The following is a 17,631-nucleotide window of genomic DNA, read 5'->3' on the forward strand; positions in this document are numbered from 1 at the left end:
CGGCCGCGGCGGCTCAGCAGGTCGCGTTGCCCTCGAGGTCCTCGCAGACGAGGCGGGTGCGTGCCTCGGTCACGGTGGTGGGGTCGGTGGTGCTCGTGGTCGAGATGGTGCCCGGGATGTCGATCCAGTCGCTGGTGCCCTGCACGCGGAAGCGGCCCTGCCAGGTCGTGGTGAGGGTGACGGCGACCCCCGCGCGGTACACGTTGCCCTTGTCGTCGACGCCGGTGCCCGCGTCCTCGCCGGGCGTGCCGAGCTGGCTGTAGGTGTGCCCGACCCAGCTCTCGTCCGGGGTGGCGTCGCCCTCGTGCCACGGGCGACCGGGGGACGTGGTCGTGAGCGTGCTGCCCGTGGACGAGTACGGGTCGTCGAAGTCCCACGTGTACTCCGTGGGCTCCGCGCGCAGGACGACGGGCACACCGAGGAGGGTGACCGTGCGGTCCAGGGACGCGGCCGACGTGTACGCCGGGTAGTGGACGTTGACCACCATGGGCGGGTTGCCCTGCACCGTCGCCTCGGGGGCTGCGATCTTCATCGACTTGAACTCGCGGCGCGCCTGGGCCGCGATGTCGGCGGGCGTGACGCACTGATCGTCCGACAGCTGTTCGGCGTCGTCGTAGGTGCCGTCCTCCTGGACGCGCTGCACCCAGAGCGCGTCGAGGGTGTACTCGCCGTCCTCGCACGGCGTGGTGATCTCCACGACGTCCGTGCCCTCAGGGCACGCGCCCGGTGCAGTGACGATCCCGCTGAGGGAGTCCAGCTCTTCGCCCAGAGTCCCGCAGGTCACCGCATCGGTGCGGGCGTAGCGGTCCCGAGGTTGGCCGTCATCGGTGGGTTCACGACCGTCAGCGGTCTCTACCCAGCCCTGACCGTGGCCTTCGACGGTGTACTCGTTGTCGTTGTCGTTGGAGCGGCTGTCGTAGTCGGCGCCCGGCGCGACCAAGGCAAGCGCTGTTGCTAGGACGAACACCGTCGATGGCCTGAGCATCAGGACTCCGGAATATCGGGCACGCCGACGATGACCCAGTGGCCCTCGCTTCGAGTGGTCTCAACCCGCGCTGTACTCGTCTGGGCATTCTGTTCAAAGACGACGCTTCCCTTGGCATCGGTGATCGTTGACCGAGACTCCTTGATCTCAACATCGATCGGCCAGATCCCCGTAGTCGCATCTTGTTCGTACGTCTGCAAGATCCGAATTCGAGCCTCGCCGCCCTCGAACGTATCGCCGCGTTCTGCGATGAGTTTTGATTGTTCAAGACGGTTGGTGCAGTACTCGCAACTCTTGTGCGACATCGCTTCCCACTCGGCCGTGTCGCCCGTCTTCATGATGTAGTCGTCGAGCTCGAGGAAGTACACGGCCGCGGCTTCGGCGCCGGCGGGGCCGTCGTCGTCCATCTCCTGGGGCCGCTCGGGCGCGACGACCACGGCGGAGGAGCTGGGCGACGGTGATGCCGAGGGGCTCACGTCGGTCGCGGTGGGTTCGGCCGACGGCGTGGCAGGCGGGTCGTCGTCGCAACCGGCGACGAGGAGCACAGCGGCAGCGGCGATGGAGGTGGCGGCGAGAATGGCCCGGCTGCGGGTCATGACGGTGCTCCCTGTCGGCGGTGACGTCGCGGTCACTGTAGAGCAGATCGCCATTCAGTTGCCCGGGTGTCTGTGGACAATCTCATCGGTGCGTGCGCTGTGGGTGAAACCTTCGCCCCTGAGGTCCTGTGCGGTGCATGCGCGGAGCCTCGGACGGACGATCCGCAGGAGGGCTGTCACACGGAAGGGGCTGCGGGTGCGAACGCCAGTGGGCACCGGTGTCGGCGGCCTGTCCCTCGACGGGCTCGGGGCGCATCCCCGTGTCGTGAAGAACCGCGGCTGGGACGGTCGCCGACTCGCTCGGATCCGGGGCGGCGCCGCGACGCGCCGGGCCGTGTCCCCCTCAGCTCCGGACGCGGGCCGTGCCGGGGGAGCCGAAGGCGCATGACGTCGGCTGACGAGACACAGCCGGCCGCCGCGGCGCGACCGCCCGTCCTGCGGCCGCTGGCGGTGGTGCTCGGGATCTCCTGGAGCGTGCTTTTCTTCGGGATCATCGACCTGACCAGCTACTTCGACGGCCCGGAATGGGTCCCGATGAGCCTGCTCGCGACCGGCTGGGGCCTGCTGTTCACCGTGCTGGTGGCCGTCCCGCTCGTGGCCGCGGGGATCTGGCCGAGGCTGGGCGACGTCGCTGCGCTCCAGCTCGCGCTCGTGGGGCTGGCGATCGTCGTGGCGGCAGCGCTGAGCGGGACGCCCGGTCATCTGGTCGTCGCGCTCGGCGTCCTCGGGTCGGCGGCCCCGCTGGTCGTCCCGGGGCGCCGGCTTCCTCCTGTGCCCCGCCCTCGCGTGCGGGACTGGTGGCCGGGGGCGTGGGCCGCCGTCGGCGCCTGGGCCTGGACGGGCTACGCCGGGATGGCGGTGGCCGCCACCTGGCGAGGGCTTCCGGACGACATCACCCTGGGACTCCCGCACTGGCCGGTCCAAGCCGCGCTGCCCCTCGGGCTGGCGCTCGTCGCCGGCCTCGCGGCCGTCCATCCGGCGGGCTGGGTGCTCCCGACCACGTGCGTGGCGCTGTCGGCGGTGTGGCTCGGGGTGGCCTCCCTCCTCCGCCCCGACGTGCTCGGAAGCTTGGGTGCGGCGGGGGGCGTGGCGGCCGTCGTGTGGGGTGCCGGGCTGGTGGTCGCGACGTGGGTCACTGCGCCGCGTGCCGGTGCGCCCCGGACCTCCGTGGAGTAGTGCGCCGGCGGCGCCCGCCGTCGTCATCCCCGCACGATCGGAAATGACCGGTTCGCCGCTCGTTCCGTCCGGCGGCACCACGTCGAGACCTACCGTTCGAGTCGCGCCGGCGGGGTCGCCGGGTGCGGATGGTCGACGAGCGAGGAGGCTCTCATGAGGTTGGCGCGCAAGGCCGCGGGCGCGACGGCGGCGCTGGCCGCGGCAGCACTCACGCTCACGGGGTGCGGCGGCGGACCGGGGACGGCCGAGCCGGGCTCCGCGGAGAAGCTGCGAACGGACGAGGACATCACCCTCTCGATGGCCTGGTGGGGCGACAACGGTCGCGCGGACCTGTACGAGAAGGCGATCGACGTCTTCGAGGAGCGGCACCCGAACGTCACCGTGCAGACGCAGTTCCAGTCCTGGGACGACTACTGGGGCGCACGAGCCACGGAGGCGGCCGGCGGCGCGCTTCCCGACGTCGTCCAGATGGATCTCCAGTACGTGCGCCAGTACGCGTCGACGGGCCAGCTCCTGGACCTCGACGGCCAGGCGGGGATCAATCTCGACCTCGACGGGGTCGACCCGTCGCTGCTCGCCTCGGGTGAGATCGACGGCCGACAGTTCGGGATCCCGATCAGCACGAACACGCTGGCGCTGTTCTACAACGCGGACCTGCTCGACGAGCTCGGGATCGACCCGCCGGCCGAGGGGTACACCTGGGACGACCTGGACGCGTGGATCGCCGAGGCCTCGAGGGCGGGCGCCGGTGACGACCCGGTCCGGTACGGACTCAGCGACTACACGGGTCAGCTCTGGTTCCTTCTGCAGTGGTTGATCCAGCAGGGCGTCGAACCGTTCACCGACGACGGGCGGCTGAACTTCGACGAGGCACAGATGACCCGGTGGCTCGACCGAGGGCAACCGCTCCGCGACGCGGGAGCCCTCTTCCCGATCAAGAAGGCCAAGCAGATCGAGCCCCTGGACGGGTTCATGGCCGGTGAGCAGGTCGCGGCGATGACCTGGGACAACTTCCTCGGTTCGTACGAGGCGGAGACGGGCGCCGAGGTCCGGATGCTGCCGATGCCCTCGGGAGCGAACGGTCCGCAGCAGTTCTGGAAGCCGGGCATGATGCTCTCGGCCTCGAGCAGCACGACGGAGCCCGACGCCGCTGCGGCGCTCATCGACTTCCTCGTCAACGACCCGGAGGTGGGGAAGATCTTCGGCACGTCGAAGGGTGTCCCCGCGACCCAGGCGCAGATCGACGCGATCGAGGTCGAGCCCGGATCGGTGGACGAACGGGTCGTCCGGTTCGAGAAGGACGTCGCCGACGTCGTGACGGAGCCGGCCCCGGTGCCGGTCCAAGGGATCGGGGAGCTCAACGCGGAGCTCGTCCGGCTCAGCGACGAGCTCCAGTACGGCAGTCTCACGGTCGACGAGCTCGTCGCCCAGTGGTTCTCGTTCGCCGAGAGCACGGTGGGGCAGTCATGACGACGCCGACCGACGCCGTCGCGCAGGACCTCGCGCGGTTCGACCGCCTCTTCGACGGGCTGCTGGCGTGGCTGCCGACGCTGTGGGACGCGGAGCGCGGCGGGTTCTACTACGCCGCGAGCTCGCGGACCCGCCCGGAGTTCGAGGCGGACCTGGAATCGACGGCGTTCGCGGTGAACGTCGTGGACCGGGCGGGCCTGCTCGACGCCCTGCCGCCCACGGTGCGCGCCGCCCTGGTGCGGTACTTCCAGGACCGGCAGGACGCGGAGACGGGCTACTTCCTGGACCGGCAGAACGAGATGCGGGAGATCGAGCGGCTGCGCGGCCGCGCGCTCGACGTGTCGACGACGGCGCTGCGACGGCTGGGCGCGGCGCCGTCGCACCCGCTCCCGGACGCGACGTCGGGCACGACGCCGTTCACGCGCCACGTGGCGTCGGTGGCGGCGTTCGAGGAGTGGCTGGAGCGCCGGCCGTGGGACGACTCGTGGCTCGCGCAGGACAACCTCCAGGCCCAGGGGTCGTTGCTCGCGCTGCTGCCGGCGGAGCGCCGCGAGCCGCTCGTCGACGCCGCGCTCGCGCACGTGCGCGCCCGGCAGGACCCGGCCACGGGGTTCGCGGGAGAGGGCGTGCCGTACAACCGGCTGTCGGGGGCGTTCAAGCTCGCGCTGTTCTGCCGGCAGGTCGGGCGACCGGTGCCGCTGGCCCGCGAGATCTACGCCGCGGCGTTCGACGTCATCCGCACCGAGCCGTGCGTCGACGCGTGCTGGCTGCGCAACCCCGTGGAGCTGGTGGACGTCGTGGGCGGCCAGCTCGGCGGCGTCCCGGACGACGACGTCGCCGAGCTCGTCGCGATCACCACCCGCAACGCGGTGGGCTTCGCCCGCGCGGACGGCGGCTTCTCGCGGCACGTCGGCGCGTCCGTCGCCGCGCCGAACGCGGTGCGCCTCGGGCTGGGGCTGGACGAGGGCGACCTCAACGCCACCCACCAGTTCGTCACCACCGTGCGCCCCACGCTGTTCCGGCTCGCGGGGGTCGACGACCCGCCGCTGCCTGCCCCCGCGGACTGGGCCGCCGCCTTCGACGGGTGACGGCCGGGATACTCTGCCGGCGACGCGGAACACGAGGGAGCGGCGATGCACCTGGCCCGCCAGCGGCACGAGCTGGTGCTGCGCGAGCTGGCGCTGCGCGGCAGCCTGCGGTCGGCGGAGTTCGCCGCCCGCCTCGGCGTCTCAGAGATCACGATGCGCCGCGACCTCGTCGCCCTGGAGGGCGCGGGGAAGCTCCGCCGGGTGCACGGCGGAGCGGTCGCCGGCGACGCGGCCCCGGCGCCCCGGCCCGCGCGCAGCCTCGTGGGCCTGGTCGTGCCGAACACGACGTCGTACTTCCGCTCCGTGGTGAGGGGGATGGAGGCGGTCGCGCCCACGCTGCGCGTGCGGCTGGTGCTCGGGGTGTCCCAGTACCGGCCGGAGGTGGAGGTGGCGCAGGTCGACCGGCTCGTCTCCCTCGGAGTCTCGGGGCTGGTCATCGCGCCGACGACGCGCGAGCGGCCGGTCGCCGAGCTCGCGTCCTGGCTCCGCTCGGTCCCCGTGCCGCTGGTGGTCATGGAGCGTCAGCTCGACGGGGACACCGGCCTGAGCGAGCTCGACCTCGCCCGCACCGACCACGCCCAGGGCGGGATCCTCGCCGTCGAGCACCTGCACGGCCTGGGCCACCGGCGGATCGCGCTCGCCGTCTTCGACCGCACCCCGACCGCGCCGTACCTGCGCGCGGGGTTCGCGACGGCGCAGACGCGCCTCGGCCTGGAGCCCGGGCCCGACGTGTCCTTCGACGTCGGGGAGGAGGGGGACCCGATCGCGCTGGCCGCGGCCGTCGAGGACGCCCTGGACCGGTGCGTCGCGGCGGGCGCGACGGCGGTCGTCGCACACACCGACCATCACGCGGCGCGCCTCGTCGAGGGCGCGCTCGACCGCGGGCTGCGGGTGCCGGGCGACCTCGCCGTCGTCGCGTACGACGACGAGAACGCCGAGCTCGCCGTCGTCCCTCTCACCTCCGTCACCCCGCCGCGGCGCGAGGTCGGCGAGGAGTCGTTGCGGCTGCTCGTCGACCGGATGGCCGAGGACGGCGCCAGCCCCCGCCCGCCGCGGCACCTCAGCCTGCTGCCGCGGCTGACCGTGCGCGCGTCGTGCGGGGCGGCGCCGTTCCCGGGCGGGCGGAGGGGTTGAACCGCCGCCGTCCGTGTGGTGACGTGGAGGCCCGAGGGCGCGTGCGGTCGCACCGCGACCTTCACCCCTCATCCCGGAGAGGTCATGACGATGGTGTCGACGTGGGCCGACTTCCAGGCCGCGCAGCGCTCCGCGCTGGCCGCGCTGGTGGCCGGTGACCCGCGCGACTTCCAGCGGCTGTGGGACCACACACCGCACGTCTCGCTGCTGGGCGCGTTCGGCGGCGTCGCGCGCGGTTGGGACGAGGTGCGTGACCGCCTCGCCGCCGTGGCCGTCGTGTACGGCGACGGCGTCTACCGGCGGCTCGACCAGCTGGACGAGCACGTCCACGGAGACACCGCCTGGACGGTGCACGTGGAGGAGATCCACTCCCGGTCCGCGACCGGCGGACGGGTGGTCCGCGAGCGCCGCGTCACCAAGGTCTACCGGCGCCGCGAGGACGGCTGGCGGATCGTGCACATGCACTCCGACCCGCTGGTCACCGCGGAGCTCCCGGGCGACGACGCCGGGACCGGCCGCTGACGGCGCACGGCCGGGCTGTCGGGGGTCAGTCCAGCGGCCGCACGAAGGTGCGGAACTCGCCGCGCTCGACGTGCAGGTCCCAGAGCCGCTGGGCGAGGGCGTCGGGGTCGTGGTCGGGCTCCCCGCCGCCGATGCCGAGCGGGATGATCAGCTGCGCGACGTGGATGCCCTCGGGCGCGAGCGCCTCGTGCAGCAGCCGGGCGTAGGCGCTCTCGGCGGCGAAGGCGACGGACGTGCCGGTCACGGCGTCGCGCGGCCGGACGGCGCTGCCGCCGTTGGGGAACAGCACGGTCCCGCGGCCCAGCGCGCGCATGCCGGGCAGCACGTGCTGGACGGCGGCGGCGGGGCCGAGCACGGACATCTCGAGCGGGCCGACCAGGTCCTCGGCGGTGGTCTCGAGCGCGGGCTTCATGAACTCGCGCGCCGGGACCGGGCTGTACTGCAGCACCTCGACGGGGCCGAGGTCGGTGGCCGCCCGGTCGAGCGCGGCGGTCAGCGCGTCGCGGTCGCGCGCGTCGGCGACGTACCCGGCGGCGGTGACGCCGTCGTCGCGCAGCCCTGACGCGAGCCGGTCCAGCTTCGCGGCGTCCCGCGCGACGAGCGCGACGGAGAAGCCCTCGCGACCGAAGCGTCGGGCGACGGACAGGCCGAGGCCGGGGCCGGCGCCGATGATGGCGAGCGTCGTCATGTCGTTCCTCCTACGTGACGGTCGGCGCCCGTGCGGCACCGGCTCGGGACCCAGTCAACGCCCTCGACGGCGGGCGGGGGAGTCCCTGGTGAGAGGTGTACCGCCAGGGCGCCCGTCGCGCGCTCGGTGCGGTCCCGCGGTTCGATGTCGAGAGAGCGCGCTCCGCTCCGTCCCCGGGGAGAGGGCGGCGACCGGCGCCGCTTCCGACGGAGGGATGCACGCGATGGAGCAGCAGGAGATCGACGGCGAGCTGGCGGACGCGACGGAGCTGCTCGACTCGCCGTCCGCCCTCCACCTCGCCTACACCGCGCAGGACGGCACGCCGCGGGTCGTGCCGGCGGGGTTCTGGTGGACCGGCCGGGAGCTGGTGCTCTCCACGGCGGAGACGGCGCCCAAGGTCGCCGCGCTCCGGGCCCGCCCGGAGGTGGCTCTGTCCCTCGTGGACGGCGACGCGCCCTCGGGGGCGCGGTCGCTGTCCGTGCGCGGCCGCGCGGAGATCACGATCGTCGACGGCGTGGTTCCGGAGTACCTCGCCGCCGCCGGCAAGGGCATGGCCGGCGACGACCTCGCGCAGTTCGAGCAGGCCTGCCGCGCGCTCTACGACCGCATGGCGCGCATCGCCGTCGTGCCGACCTGGGCCCGCTACTACGACTTCGGCACCGGCCGGATCCCGACGTTCCTCCAGGAGCTCGCCGCGCGAGGCGGCGCGGGGCGCGGCTGAGCCGGACGGCCTCTCGCCGAGCTCCCGCGTCAGGACCCGAGCAGCCTGGCCTTCTGGGCGGCGAACTCCTCGTCCGTGAGGACGCCGCTGTCGCGCAGGCGGCCCAGCTTCTCCAGCTGCGCGATGACGTCGTCGCCGCTTGCAGCCGCCGGGGCCGTGGGCGGCGGCGCGTACTGCTGGGGCGGCGGCGCGTACTGCTGGGGCGGCGGCGCGTACTGCGGCTGGGGCTCCGCGTACTGCTCCTGCGCCGCCCAGCGGCCGGCCTGACGTCGTGACACCCGGTTCGACACCGCGGTCGCGGTGCCCGCGACCACCGCGGTCCGGGCGACCCCTCGTAGCAGTCCCATCTCACTCCTCCTCGAGCGCGTCGAGCGCCGCGACGACGTCGTCCACCGGGATGCGGCCGCTGGACACGACCTCCGCGCCGGCCTCGCGCATGGCGGCGACGAAGGGTCCCGCCCACGTGTTCTCGTACACGATCATCCCGACGGCGCTGCCCGGTTCCACGAGGGAGGCGCCGCGCGCCAGGTCGTCGTCGTCGAGCAGCCCGGACGTCGCCCCCTCGAACACCGCGAGGTCCAGCTGGCCGTCGTCGTCGAGGTCGCTGAGCGCCACCCCGACGACGCCGGTGTCGGTCACCCTCGCGACGCGCAGGTCGAGGATCCGGATGATCCCGCGCTCCACGAGGTCCAGGAGCGCGGCCAGCCCTTTGCCCTGCAGCCTCGCGCCGGGGAACTCCAGGACGAGGTAGTCGATCGGTCCTACCTGCTGCTCTGTCATCGAGGTCCTCCTGCGACGGTGCCAGCCCTGTCGGTCGCGGCACGTGCGGCCGCGACGGACGGGCTGGCATGGGCCCGCGCGCGGCGGGTGCGGCAGCACCCAGCGTCTCTCTCCGCCCGGCGAGCGGCCATGCGACGGCGAGATATCACCCGGCCCGGCCCGGTGATGAGTCCCGTCAGCGACCGTCCCGGGCCGGCGCGAGCGACGCGAGCGCAGCCACCAGGGCGACGACGGCGGCGAACCAGTAGCCGGTGGCGAACGTGTCGAACCCGGGGTCCACCAGGGCCGCGGCGGCGACGCTGGACACGGCCGAGACACCGGTCGCGGCGCCGAACTCGTGGAACGTGCTCAGCGCGCCGGAGGCCACGCCCGCCTCGTGCGGCTGGGCGGCGGAGAACAGGCTCCCGGCGGCCGCGACGAACACGGCTCCCACGCCGAACCCGGCGACGGTGATGCCGACCACGAGCACCGTCATCGAGAAGATGCCGGCCGCCGCGGCCAGGCCGACGGCGGCCACCAGCAGCCCGGCGACGGACACGGTGCGCACCCCGAGGCGGGGGAGGGCGCGGCCGGCGAGGCTCGACCCGAGGATGGTGCCCACCGCGACGGGCAGGAACGTCAGCCCCGTGTCCAGCGGGCTGAATCCGTGCAGCTGCTGCAGCGTGAACGAGCCGAGGAAGAACACGGAGATCATCAGCGCCGTGGCGACGAAGATCAGCCCGAGACCGCGCAGCACCGGCCGCCGGGTGAGCATGGCCGGGTCCACGAGGGGTGCGGCGGACGCGCGCAGGTGACGCGCGAGCAGCACGTACCCGACGACGCCGACGAGCAGGGCGACCAGGGTCGGCGCGCTCAGCCAGCCGGAGTCGCCGGCGGTGACGAGCCCGAACACGACGGCGGCGGTCGCGCCGGTGGCGAGGGCGGCGCCGAGCACGTCGAGCCGCCCGCCCGACCCGGGCCACGGCCGCACCCACCGGAACAGGGCCAGGAGCAGCAGCGCCCCGACGGGGACGTTGACGTAGAAAACCCAGGGCCAGCCCGGGCCGGACGTGAGGAGGCCGCCCACCAGCACGCCGACGGCGGCGCCCGCGCCGCCGAGCGCCGACCAGACGCCGATGGCGCGCGACAGCTCGGGCCCGCTGAACGTGCGCACGATGACGGACAGCGCGGCGGGCGACATCGCCGCCGCGCCGACGCCCTGCAGGCCGCGGGCGGCGAGCAGCAGCTCAGGCGACCTCGCGAGCCCGGCGAGCAGCGAGGCGAGGGTGAACAGCGCGAGCCCGGCGAGCACGACGCGCCGCGGCCCGAGGACGTCGGCGGCCTTGCCGCCGAGCAGCATCAGCCCGCCGAAGACCAGGGCGTAGACGCTCGCCACCCAGGTGAGGCCGGAGCGGTCGAGGCCGAGGTCGGCGCCCATCTCCGGGAGGGCGATCGCGACCACGGTGACGTCGACGATGAGCATCAGCTGGGCGATGCCGAGCAGCGCGAGGATGCGCCAGCGCCGTGGATCGGGCGCGGCGGTCTGGTCCTGGCCGTTCTGGTCCTGGCCGGTCTTCTCCGGAGCGGGCTGTTCTGACGGGGTCATGGCACGGTCCCTCGATGAGTCGAGCACGAATAAGTCGAACACGCCTGTTCGAGTAAATTAACTCGAACAGGCGTGTTCGACAAGAGGGATGTGCGGGTGACTTCCGGGAGGGGCGACGTCAGGCGGACAGGGCGGCGAGCGTCGTGCCGCGGACGAGCGCCGGGGCCTCCTCCGCGGTGATCTCGCCGCGGTGCACCGCGGCGGAGGCGCCGTGGAGGATCGCCTGGATCACACTGAGCTGCCAGTCGATCGGCATGTCGTCGCGGAACTCGCCGACGTCTCGCCCTCGCTCGAGCACGCCGCGCGCGCGGGTCATCGGGCCTTCGTGGGCCCGTCGCATCTCGTCGGGCGGCAGCACCTGGGACCCGGCCACCACGAGCGCCCCGAACCGGTGGGTCAGGTGCCACGTCGCCTCCAGCATGCGGCCGAGGGCGTCCCGGGGGTCGCCGCCCAGGTCCATCCGCCCCATGGCCTCGTCGGTCTGGGCGATCGCGCGGTCCACGACCTCGCGCACGAGCGTCGCCCGCGAGTCGAAGTGCCCGTAGAGGGTGACCCGGCCGACGCCCGCGGCCTTGGCGATCTCGTTGATGCTCGCGTCGGGGTCGGTCGCCAGCACCCGGGTGGCCGCGGCCAGGATCGCCTCGACGTTGCGGACGGCGTCCGCGCGCTTCGCGCGGTCCCGGCCGTCGTTGGCCGGGCCCCTGCCCGTCGTCTCCGTCGTCTGGGCGGGTGTGGTGGCCACGGGCTCCTCCAAGGTCGGACAGTGGTGTCCAGGTTATCGGTCCGGGCTCGTGAAGCGGTGGCAGTCCACCTCGACCGTGCCGCCCGGCACCGGCGCCCGGTGCGCGAACCGGCCCGCGTCGACCCAGCCCTGGCGTGCGTAGAAGCGGCGGCCGGGCGCGTTTCCCGTCGCGACGGCGAGCCACGCGTGCGGGTGCCCGGCGGCGCGGACGGCGTGCTCCGCGTGGCGCAGCAGGGCGCCGCCGACGTCGCCGCCGCGGCCCGCGCGGTCGACGTAGAGCTGGTCCACCTCGTCCCCGGCGACCATGACGAACCCGACGACGGCCCCCCGGCGCACCGCGACGGTCGTGTCGGCGACGCGCTCGCGGGCGCGCTCCGGGAACGACGCCGGGGTGCGCGCCGCCGCGAGCGCGTCGGGCACGTGGCCCAGGTGCGCGTCCGCCCAGCCCTCGCGCCAGATCCGCGCGACGGCGTCGGTGTCGTCCGCCGTCGCGGGCCGGAGCTCGACCGGCGTGGCCGGCGCGGCCGGTGACGTCGTGGTGTGCGGCATCGTCGTCCGCCCTTCCGCTAACTCGAACAAGTATGTACAGTTTATCGCGCTCGATCGTCAGCGGTTCACCTCACGCGGTTCGCACGCACGAGAGCGAGAAGACCATGACCCAGGACCAGGCGGCAGGCACGTCGACGGCCGCGGCCGACCGGCGCTCGGTGTTCGGCAGGGTGTGGCCCGCGGCGCTCGGGGTGCTCGTCGCGGCGGCGACCGCGATCGGGCTCGCCGACGCGCGCGACGTCGCGCCGGTGCTCGCCGCCTCCGGCCTCGTCTACCTGGCGGCCGCCGCGCTCGGCCGGCCGGCCGCCGCGTGGCCCGCGTTCGGCGTGACCTTCGTGCTGATCGGCGTTGCCAAGGTCACCGACCTCGACCCGACGCCCTGGATGATCGGCCTCGCCGTGGTGCTGGCCGTCGTGGGCCTCGCGGCCGGGCGGAGGCGTCCTGCGTGGTCCTTGCCGCTCCAGGCAGCGGCCATGCTCGTCCTGGGGGTCGCCGCGCTGGCCGCCGTCCGGCTGGACGCCACTGCGGGCGGGCTCGTCGTCGCCGTCGGGCTGCTCGGGCACGCCGCCTGGGACGCCTACCACCACCGCACCGGCCGGGTCGTCGCCCGCTCGCTCGCGGAGTTCTGCGGCGTGCTCGACGTGATCCTCGCCGTCGCGCTCGCCGTGCTCGTGCTGACGGCGTGAGCGAGGGCGCGGGCTAGAGGTCGAGGTCGACCTCGCGGCGGACGTCGCGGTCGGGCTGGAGGACGAAGAACCGCGAGACGACGGCGCGGTAGAGGCGCAGCTCCGCGGGCGCGACCACGCGGTCGAGGGTCCAGGGGGCCAGGCCCTCGGCGCGGGAGCGGCGGTCCAAGATCGCGAGGCAACGCTCGCGGTCCGCGTCCGGCACCTCGCCCGCCGTGGCCTCCGCGTACACCGCGCGCGGTCGCCCGTCGACAGGCACCGGGGTCTCGAAGACCACGATCCCCACCGCGGCCCGCCCGGCGACGTTCCTCGAGTGGCGCGTGCCGAGCCGGGAGACCCAGACGAGCTCCCGCCCCTCTCGGGCGAACCAGACCGGGGTGGGCCACGGGTTCCCGTCGCCGTCCGCGGACGCGAGGACCAGGTAGTGCCCGTCGTCGAGGACCTGGCGTGCGAGCGCGGCGTCGTCGCCCGGTACCGAGCCGGGGCTCGGGGGCGGTTCAGGGGCGGGCGTCATCAGGGGCCTCCTCGCGGGCGGGACGTCGGTGTCCCCCCCGTGTCTACACCCCAGGTCCGACGCATGGTCTTGCCAGCACGGACGATCGTCGTCACTATGAACATGTCATATGTCTGATCATTGGGGATCTCGCATGCATGTTGGCAGGACGTTCAGGGGACTGGCCGTGGCGGCCGCGGCCGCCGCGATGGTGGCGACGACGGCGGGAGGTGCGGTGGCGGCCCCGCCCGGCTCCGGGACGGGGCGTGGGCCCGTCGTCTACGTCGCGCCGGACGGCGACGACACCGCCGCGGGGACGAAGGGCGCGCCGCTGCGCACGATCGGGGCCGGCCGCGACGCGCTCGCCGGCCGCACCAGCGCGGCCCGGCCGGGCACGGTCGAGATCCGCGGCGGCGAGTACGTGCTCGACGACGCGATCGACCTCGAGGGCCGGGCGAACTCGTGGGTCACGTATCGCGCGTACCGGGACGAGGACGTCCGGGTGACCGGGGCGCACGAGCTGCCGACCGACGGCTGGCAACGGCTCTCCGACCTCTCGACCGACGAGCTGGCCGACCCGGCGCTGTCGTCGAACGCCCGCCTGGACTCCCCGGAGCTGCGCGACGGCGTGTGGGTCTACGACCTGGGCGCCGCCGGCGTCGACCCGGGCACCCTCTACAAGAACGGCTTCAACTGGCTGCCGCAGCCGTTCGCGCCCGAGCTCGTGGTGGACGGCGAGACCCAGACCCTCGCCGAGTACCCCAACGGCGACGGCTGCACCGGCGCCGACGACGGCTGCTACCTGTACGGCAACGGCGCCAAGTGGAAGGTCGACGGGCAGGGCGACCTCACGCAGCCGGACCTGGTGCACCGGTTCGGGGAGGAGAACGACTGGGCCGCGAGCGGCACGACCCCGCGGGCGCAGTTCGAGGACAAGAAGCAGCAGCTCGACGACCCGGCCCAGCGCGACACCTGGTCGCAGGACGAGATGCGGGCGATGACGCCGCCGCTGTACGAGGTGGGCGGTCGCCTGCTCGACGGCGACCGGTACCAGAGGTGGGCGCCCGAGGCCGTGCCGACGATCGAGGACCGCGGCACGCGCGGGTTCGGCGAGTACGCCGACGTCCCCGTCCAGGCGGACCCGGCGTGGGTCGACGACATCGACAACACCCGCTACGAGACCGAGGGGTGGCTGTCGGGCTACCTCGGTAACAACTACGCGAACGACATGGTGCGGATGCTGTCGTGGAGCGGCACCACGATGTACGCGAAGTACCCGTCGATGTACTGGCCGCGCGACGACTACACCAAGGTCAAGGCCGTGAACGTGCTCTCCGAGCTGGACGCCGACGGCGAGTACTACGTCGACCGCTACGACGACAACGACGTCCTGTACTTCAGGCCCGCCGGTGACGCCGTCGACGGCAAGCAGATCACCCTGCGCGCCTTCGACGACAACCTCTTCCGCCTCGAGGGCACGACCGGGGTGACGATCCGCGGGCTGCGCCTGTCCGACTCGCTGGTCAGCGGCGTCCAGCTGCTCGACGCCGAGAGGACGCTGATCGACGACGTGGAGATCTCCAACGTCAGCATGGACGCCGTGCGGATCGGCGAGACCACCGAGTCGATCACCGCCCTGCCGGACTACGAGACGGTGCGGGGCGGGCACGACAACGTCGTGCAGAACTCGTTCCTGCACGACCTGGGCGGCGGCGGCGTCCTGCTCGGCGGCGGCGACCGCAGCTCCCTGGAGCGCGGCGACAACGTCGCCAGGAACAACGAGATCGCCCGCTTCTCGCAGCTCGCGACGTACACGCCGGCCGGCTACCTGTACGGCGTCGGGAACTCGTTCGAGAAGAACTACGTCCACGACGCGCCGCACATGGCGGTGCAGATCATGGGCAACGACATGAGGGTCAACGGCAACTACTTCGCCGACCTCGTGACGAACGCCGGCGACCAGGGCGTGGTCTACACGGGGCGCGACTACACCTACCTGGGCAACGAGGTGGCGTACAACTTCTTCGAGCGGATCGGCGGTTCCAACGACGCCTTCTACATGGACGACGGCGTCTCCGGCATGCGGTTCCACCACAACGTCGTGAAGGACGCGCACTCCGGCGTGTTCTTCCAGTCCGGGCACAGCAACACCGCCACGGACAACGTGTTCGTGGACGTCGACCGCACCGGCCACGACCAGCTGTACCACCGCAACGGCGAGCGCGGCCTGCCGGTCGCGAACGGCTGGGTGGTGCAGAGCCGCTTCAACGCCTTCCTCGACGTCCGCGAGGGCGAGAAGTACAGCGCCACGCCCGAGGACGTCGCCCGCTGGCGCACGCACTACACGGACGGCAGGGCCAGGTACTCCGACGGCACGAAGATCCTGTTCCCCCAGATCGACGACTGGTACGTGCCGCGCGTCGCCGCGACGGGCGTCGACTGCCGGGCCGCGGACTACGGCGTCGCCGAGGGCTGCGACCGCGCCACGGTCTGGGAGGACCCGGACTCGGTCTACGTGCCGGCGCGCAACGTGCTCGACCGGTCGGTGATCATCGGGGGCGGCGAGTACGAGTTCGGCCAGAGCTCGTTCGCCGACCCCGCCGCCACCTACCGGCTGGACACCTGGAGCGACCGGATCAACACGAACCTCAGCAAGCCCGGCTCCGTCGAGGCCGCCGGCCTCGACCTGGCGACGCTGAAGTTCTCCCCGCGCGGCGAGGTGGCCAGGACGCTCGGTCGCGACTGGGTCGCGACCTGGAACCGCCTGGTCACGCTCGACGGCGTCGGGCGCCCGGGTCAGGACGTCAGGGAGGCGAGCACGTCGCGGTAGTGGGAGTTCTCCATGACGCCGAGCACGTTGCCGAACGGGTCGACGACGGCCGCGGTGACGAACCCGGGGCCGCGCTCGATCGGCTCCTGGTAGGAGGCGGCTCCCAGCTCCAGCAGCCGCGCGAAGGCGCCGCGGACGTCGTCGACCGCCCAGTAGGCGACGGCGCCCGCGGCGTCGTCGGGCTGCGGGGGAGCGAAGCGCCGGTCCAAGATCCCGAGCTCGTGCTGGTAGTCGCCGATGCGGAACTCCGCGTAGGCGAGCGCCCCGCCGGCCTCGCGGGCGAAGTAGGCCTCGGCGCCCAGCACCTCGGCGTACCAGTCGCGGGCGGCGGCGACGTCGTCGGCCAGGTAGGTGATGGTGGTCAGTCCGCGCAGCATCTCGGCTCCCCGTGCTCGGTGTGTGGGTAGGTATCGGTCGGTGTGGTCGAGGCCCGGTGACCTCGTGAGCACCACTCTTCCGTCCAAAGTGCTCACCTGCTGACCACTTTTCATGGCAGTCTCGGACCATGCGCGCCGACCGACTCATCCAGGTGCTGCTCCACCTCCAGTCACGCCCCCGTGTGACGGCGGCCGAGCTCGCCGACGCGCTCGAGGTCTCGGTGGCGACCGCCCGTCGGGACCTCGAGGCGCTGTCGGCCGCGGGCGTGCCGGTCTACCCGCAGCCGGGCCGCGGCGGCGGGTGGTCGCTGCTCGGCGGGTCGCGCACGGACCTCAGCGGCCTCACGGCACCCGAGGCGCGGGCGCTCTTCCTGCTCGCGGGCCCGGGGGCGGCGTCGTCCGACCATGCGAGGGCGGCGCTGCGCAAGCTCGTGCGCGCCCTGCCTGCCACCTTCCGGGCCGAGGCGGAGGCGGCCGCCGCGGCCGTGGTCGTGGACCGCGAGGGCTGGAGCGCGGCCGGGCGCGCCCGCCCGCCGGAGGTGGACGCGCTGCAGCGCGCCGTCGTCGAGCGGCGTCGCGTGCGGATCGACTACACGGGCGCGACGGGACGCTCCTCGCGGCGCGTCCTCGACCCCTGGGGGCTCGTCGACAAGGAGGGCGCCTGGTACCTGATCGCGGGCACGGACCGTGGTCCGCGCACGTTCCGCGTCGACCGCATCGGTGCGCTGGACCTCACCGACGAGCCCGCCGTCGTGCCCGACGACGTCGACCTGCAGGCCGAGTGGGACCGCGTCGTCGGCGAGGTCGAGGCGAAGCGGTCCGCGACGTGGGCCACCGTGCGCGTGGCCCCGGAGCACGTCGACGTGCTGCGCGCCCAGTTCGGGCGGCACACGGTCGTGACGGACGACGACCCCGCCGCCGACCCCGCTGCCCGGGACGCCGGCCGGGTGACCGTGCGGATCGCCGCGCCCACGCCGCTCGACGTCGCGCGCCACCTGGCCGGCTGGGGCGCGCAGGCCGACGTCGTCGGTCCGGCCGAGGTGCGCGCGGAGCTCGCCCGCCTCGGGACGGAGCTGGTGGCGGCGCACGGCGGGACGACGGCCGGGGGGCCGAGACGGGCAAGGGGGACAGGCAGAGGCAGGGGGGGGGTGGGGGGTAAAAGGAAGGGGGGAGAGGTGCCCCCCGCCCCCGGGGAGGGAGGGGGGGTGT

The 17,631-nt window shown here is 73.6% G+C and carries 19 protein-coding genes; 9 read left to right on the forward strand and 10 right to left on the reverse strand.

Translation table 11 applies throughout. From position 1 onward, the window contains the following. Positions 1-13: 13 nt before the first annotated feature. Together ACFVS0_RS17755 and ACFVS0_RS17760 are read right to left on the reverse strand one after the other, a co-directional pair. A complete protein-coding gene (locus ACFVS0_RS17755) occupies positions 14-697 on the reverse strand; it encodes a hypothetical protein (RefSeq protein WP_430563155.1) in 684 nt (227 codons plus the stop codon). A gap of 287 nt (positions 698-984) precedes the next feature. Then, positions 985-1,581 carry a DUF6318 family protein gene (locus ACFVS0_RS17760; RefSeq protein ID WP_430588691.1) on the reverse strand — a complete coding sequence of 199 codons (597 nt, stop codon included), beginning with the start codon at positions 1,579-1,581 and terminating at the stop codon, positions 985-987. 384 nt (positions 1,582-1,965) lie between these two features. Here ACFVS0_RS17760 and ACFVS0_RS17765 point away from each other — a divergent pair, with 384 nt between their 5' ends. From ACFVS0_RS17765 to ACFVS0_RS17785, 5 genes are all read left to right on the forward strand, one after another. Next, positions 1,966-2,757, forward strand: coding sequence for a hypothetical protein (locus ACFVS0_RS17765; RefSeq protein ID WP_430588692.1), 792 nt, complete (start codon positions 1,966-1,968; stop codon positions 2,755-2,757). Positions 2,758-2,910: 153 nt separating this feature from the next. Beyond that, positions 2,911-4,227 (forward strand): ABC transporter substrate-binding protein, encoded by a 1,317-nt coding sequence (locus ACFVS0_RS17770; protein WP_430563158.1) that lies wholly within the window; start codon positions 2,911-2,913, stop codon positions 4,225-4,227. Then, positions 4,224-5,315, forward strand: a complete 1,092-nt coding sequence (locus ACFVS0_RS17775) for a hypothetical protein (protein WP_430588693.1) — start codon at positions 4,224-4,226, stop codon at positions 5,313-5,315. Before ACFVS0_RS17770 ends, ACFVS0_RS17775 begins: the two co-directional genes overlap by 4 nt. A 45-nt stretch (positions 5,316-5,360) precedes the next feature. Continuing rightward, positions 5,361-6,449: a substrate-binding domain-containing protein gene (locus tag ACFVS0_RS17780; protein WP_430588694.1), complete on the forward strand. Its 1,089-nt coding sequence runs from the start codon at positions 5,361-5,363 to the stop codon at positions 6,447-6,449. Positions 6,450-6,533: 84 nt separating this feature from the next. After that, entirely contained in the window at positions 6,534-6,971 is a 438-nt protein-coding gene (locus tag ACFVS0_RS17785) for a YybH family protein (protein WP_430588695.1), read from the forward strand. A gap of 25 nt (positions 6,972-6,996) precedes the next feature. Here the strand turns inward: ACFVS0_RS17785 and ACFVS0_RS17790 are convergent, their stop codons facing one another. After that, on the reverse strand, positions 6,997-7,659 hold the full coding sequence (locus tag ACFVS0_RS17790; RefSeq protein ID WP_430588696.1) for an SDR family NAD(P)-dependent oxidoreductase: 663 nt from the start codon (positions 7,657-7,659) through the stop codon (positions 6,997-6,999). A gap of 223 nt (positions 7,660-7,882) precedes the next feature. On the opposite strand from ACFVS0_RS17790, the gene ACFVS0_RS17795 reads away from it, so the two are divergent. Beyond that, positions 7,883-8,380 (forward strand): pyridoxamine 5'-phosphate oxidase family protein, encoded by a 498-nt coding sequence (locus ACFVS0_RS17795; RefSeq protein WP_430550251.1) that lies wholly within the window; start codon positions 7,883-7,885, stop codon positions 8,378-8,380. Positions 8,381-8,409: 29 nt separating this feature from the next. Here ACFVS0_RS17795 and ACFVS0_RS17800 read toward each other — a convergent pair whose 3' ends face one another. The 5 genes from ACFVS0_RS17800 to ACFVS0_RS17820 form a co-directional block, all read right to left on the reverse strand. After that, complete coding sequence (locus ACFVS0_RS17800) at positions 8,410-8,727, reverse strand: SHOCT domain-containing protein (RefSeq protein ID WP_430588697.1); 318 nt, start codon at positions 8,725-8,727, stop codon at positions 8,410-8,412. A 1-nt stretch (position 8,728) separates the two neighbouring features. After that, on the reverse strand, positions 8,729-9,160 hold the full coding sequence (locus ACFVS0_RS17805) for a DUF6325 family protein (RefSeq protein WP_430550249.1): 432 nt from the start codon (positions 9,158-9,160) through the stop codon (positions 8,729-8,731). A 175-nt stretch (positions 9,161-9,335) separates the two neighbouring features. Continuing rightward, complete coding sequence (locus ACFVS0_RS17810; RefSeq protein ID WP_430588698.1) at positions 9,336-10,745, reverse strand: MFS transporter; 1,410 nt, start codon at positions 10,743-10,745, stop codon at positions 9,336-9,338. 118 nt (positions 10,746-10,863) lie between these two features. Beyond that, positions 10,864-11,487 (reverse strand): TetR/AcrR family transcriptional regulator, encoded by a 624-nt coding sequence (locus tag ACFVS0_RS17815; RefSeq protein ID WP_430550247.1) that lies wholly within the window; start codon positions 11,485-11,487, stop codon positions 10,864-10,866. 33 nt (positions 11,488-11,520) lie between these two features. Then, positions 11,521-12,036, reverse strand: a complete 516-nt coding sequence (locus tag ACFVS0_RS17820) for a GNAT family N-acetyltransferase (RefSeq protein ID WP_430588699.1) — start codon at positions 12,034-12,036, stop codon at positions 11,521-11,523. A gap of 104 nt (positions 12,037-12,140) precedes the next feature. On the opposite strand from ACFVS0_RS17820, the gene ACFVS0_RS17825 reads away from it, so the two are divergent. Further along, positions 12,141-12,722, forward strand: coding sequence for a hypothetical protein (locus tag ACFVS0_RS17825; protein ID WP_430588700.1), 582 nt, complete (start codon positions 12,141-12,143; stop codon positions 12,720-12,722). A 13-nt stretch (positions 12,723-12,735) separates the two neighbouring features. Here the strand turns inward: ACFVS0_RS17825 and ACFVS0_RS17830 are convergent, their stop codons facing one another. Then, complete coding sequence (locus ACFVS0_RS17830; RefSeq protein WP_430588701.1) at positions 12,736-13,236, reverse strand: pyridoxamine 5'-phosphate oxidase family protein; 501 nt, start codon at positions 13,234-13,236, stop codon at positions 12,736-12,738. Positions 13,237-13,369: 133 nt separating this feature from the next. Here ACFVS0_RS17830 and ACFVS0_RS17835 point away from each other — a divergent pair, with 133 nt between their 5' ends. Continuing rightward, positions 13,370-16,045, forward strand: coding sequence for a right-handed parallel beta-helix repeat-containing protein (locus ACFVS0_RS17835; protein WP_430588702.1), 2,676 nt, complete (start codon positions 13,370-13,372; stop codon positions 16,043-16,045). On the opposite strand, the gene ACFVS0_RS17840 is transcribed toward ACFVS0_RS17835, so the two are convergent. Beyond that, on the reverse strand, positions 16,012-16,422 hold the full coding sequence (locus tag ACFVS0_RS17840) for a VOC family protein (protein WP_430588703.1): 411 nt from the start codon (positions 16,420-16,422) through the stop codon (positions 16,012-16,014). The genes ACFVS0_RS17835 and ACFVS0_RS17840 overlap by 34 nt on opposite strands. 128 nt (positions 16,423-16,550) lie before the next feature. Between ACFVS0_RS17840 and ACFVS0_RS17845 the strand changes: the two genes are divergently transcribed. Next, positions 16,551-17,631: helix-turn-helix transcriptional regulator (locus ACFVS0_RS17845; protein WP_430588704.1), on the forward strand; the 1,081-nt coding region annotated here is incomplete at its 3' end.

The sequence above is a fragment of the Isoptericola sp. NPDC058082 genome (assembly GCF_042885055.1).
Lineage (GTDB): Bacteria > Actinomycetota > Actinomycetes > Actinomycetales > Cellulomonadaceae > Isoptericola.

Bases quoted from the DNA above. Each gene is read 5' to 3' on its own strand.
- ACFVS0_RS17760 (WP_430588691.1), bottom strand. From the start codon at position 1,581: ATGACCCGCAGCCGGGCCATTCTCGCCGCCACCTCCATCGCCGCTGCC.
- ACFVS0_RS17765 (WP_430588692.1), top strand. From the start codon at position 1,966: ATGACGTCGGCTGACGAGACACAGCCGGCCGCCGCGGCGCGACCGCCC.
- ACFVS0_RS17770 (WP_430563158.1), top strand. From the start codon at position 2,911: ATGAGGTTGGCGCGCAAGGCCGCGGGCGCGACGGCGGCGCTGGCCGCG.
- ACFVS0_RS17775 (WP_430588693.1), top strand. From the start codon at position 4,224: ATGACGACGCCGACCGACGCCGTCGCGCAGGACCTCGCGCGGTTCGAC.
- ACFVS0_RS17780 (WP_430588694.1), top strand. From the start codon at position 5,361: ATGCACCTGGCCCGCCAGCGGCACGAGCTGGTGCTGCGCGAGCTGGCG.
- ACFVS0_RS17785 (WP_430588695.1), top strand. From the start codon at position 6,534: ATGACGATGGTGTCGACGTGGGCCGACTTCCAGGCCGCGCAGCGCTCC.
- ACFVS0_RS17790 (WP_430588696.1), bottom strand. From the start codon at position 7,659: ATGACGACGCTCGCCATCATCGGCGCCGGCCCCGGCCTCGGCCTGTCC.
- ACFVS0_RS17795 (WP_430550251.1), top strand. From the start codon at position 7,883: ATGGAGCAGCAGGAGATCGACGGCGAGCTGGCGGACGCGACGGAGCTG.
- ACFVS0_RS17800 (WP_430588697.1), bottom strand. From the start codon at position 8,727: ATGGGACTGCTACGAGGGGTCGCCCGGACCGCGGTGGTCGCGGGCACC.
- ACFVS0_RS17805 (WP_430550249.1), bottom strand. From the start codon at position 9,160: ATGACAGAGCAGCAGGTAGGACCGATCGACTACCTCGTCCTGGAGTTC.
- ACFVS0_RS17810 (WP_430588698.1), bottom strand. From the start codon at position 10,745: ATGACCCCGTCAGAACAGCCCGCTCCGGAGAAGACCGGCCAGGACCAG.
- ACFVS0_RS17820 (WP_430588699.1), bottom strand. From the start codon at position 12,036: ATGCCGCACACCACGACGTCACCGGCCGCGCCGGCCACGCCGGTCGAG.
- ACFVS0_RS17825 (WP_430588700.1), top strand. From the start codon at position 12,141: ATGACCCAGGACCAGGCGGCAGGCACGTCGACGGCCGCGGCCGACCGG.
- ACFVS0_RS17830 (WP_430588701.1), bottom strand. From the start codon at position 13,236: ATGACGCCCGCCCCTGAACCGCCCCCGAGCCCCGGCTCGGTACCGGGC.
- ACFVS0_RS17835 (WP_430588702.1), top strand. From the start codon at position 13,370: ATGCATGTTGGCAGGACGTTCAGGGGACTGGCCGTGGCGGCCGCGGCC.
- ACFVS0_RS17840 (WP_430588703.1), bottom strand. From the start codon at position 16,422: ATGCTGCGCGGACTGACCACCATCACCTACCTGGCCGACGACGTCGCC.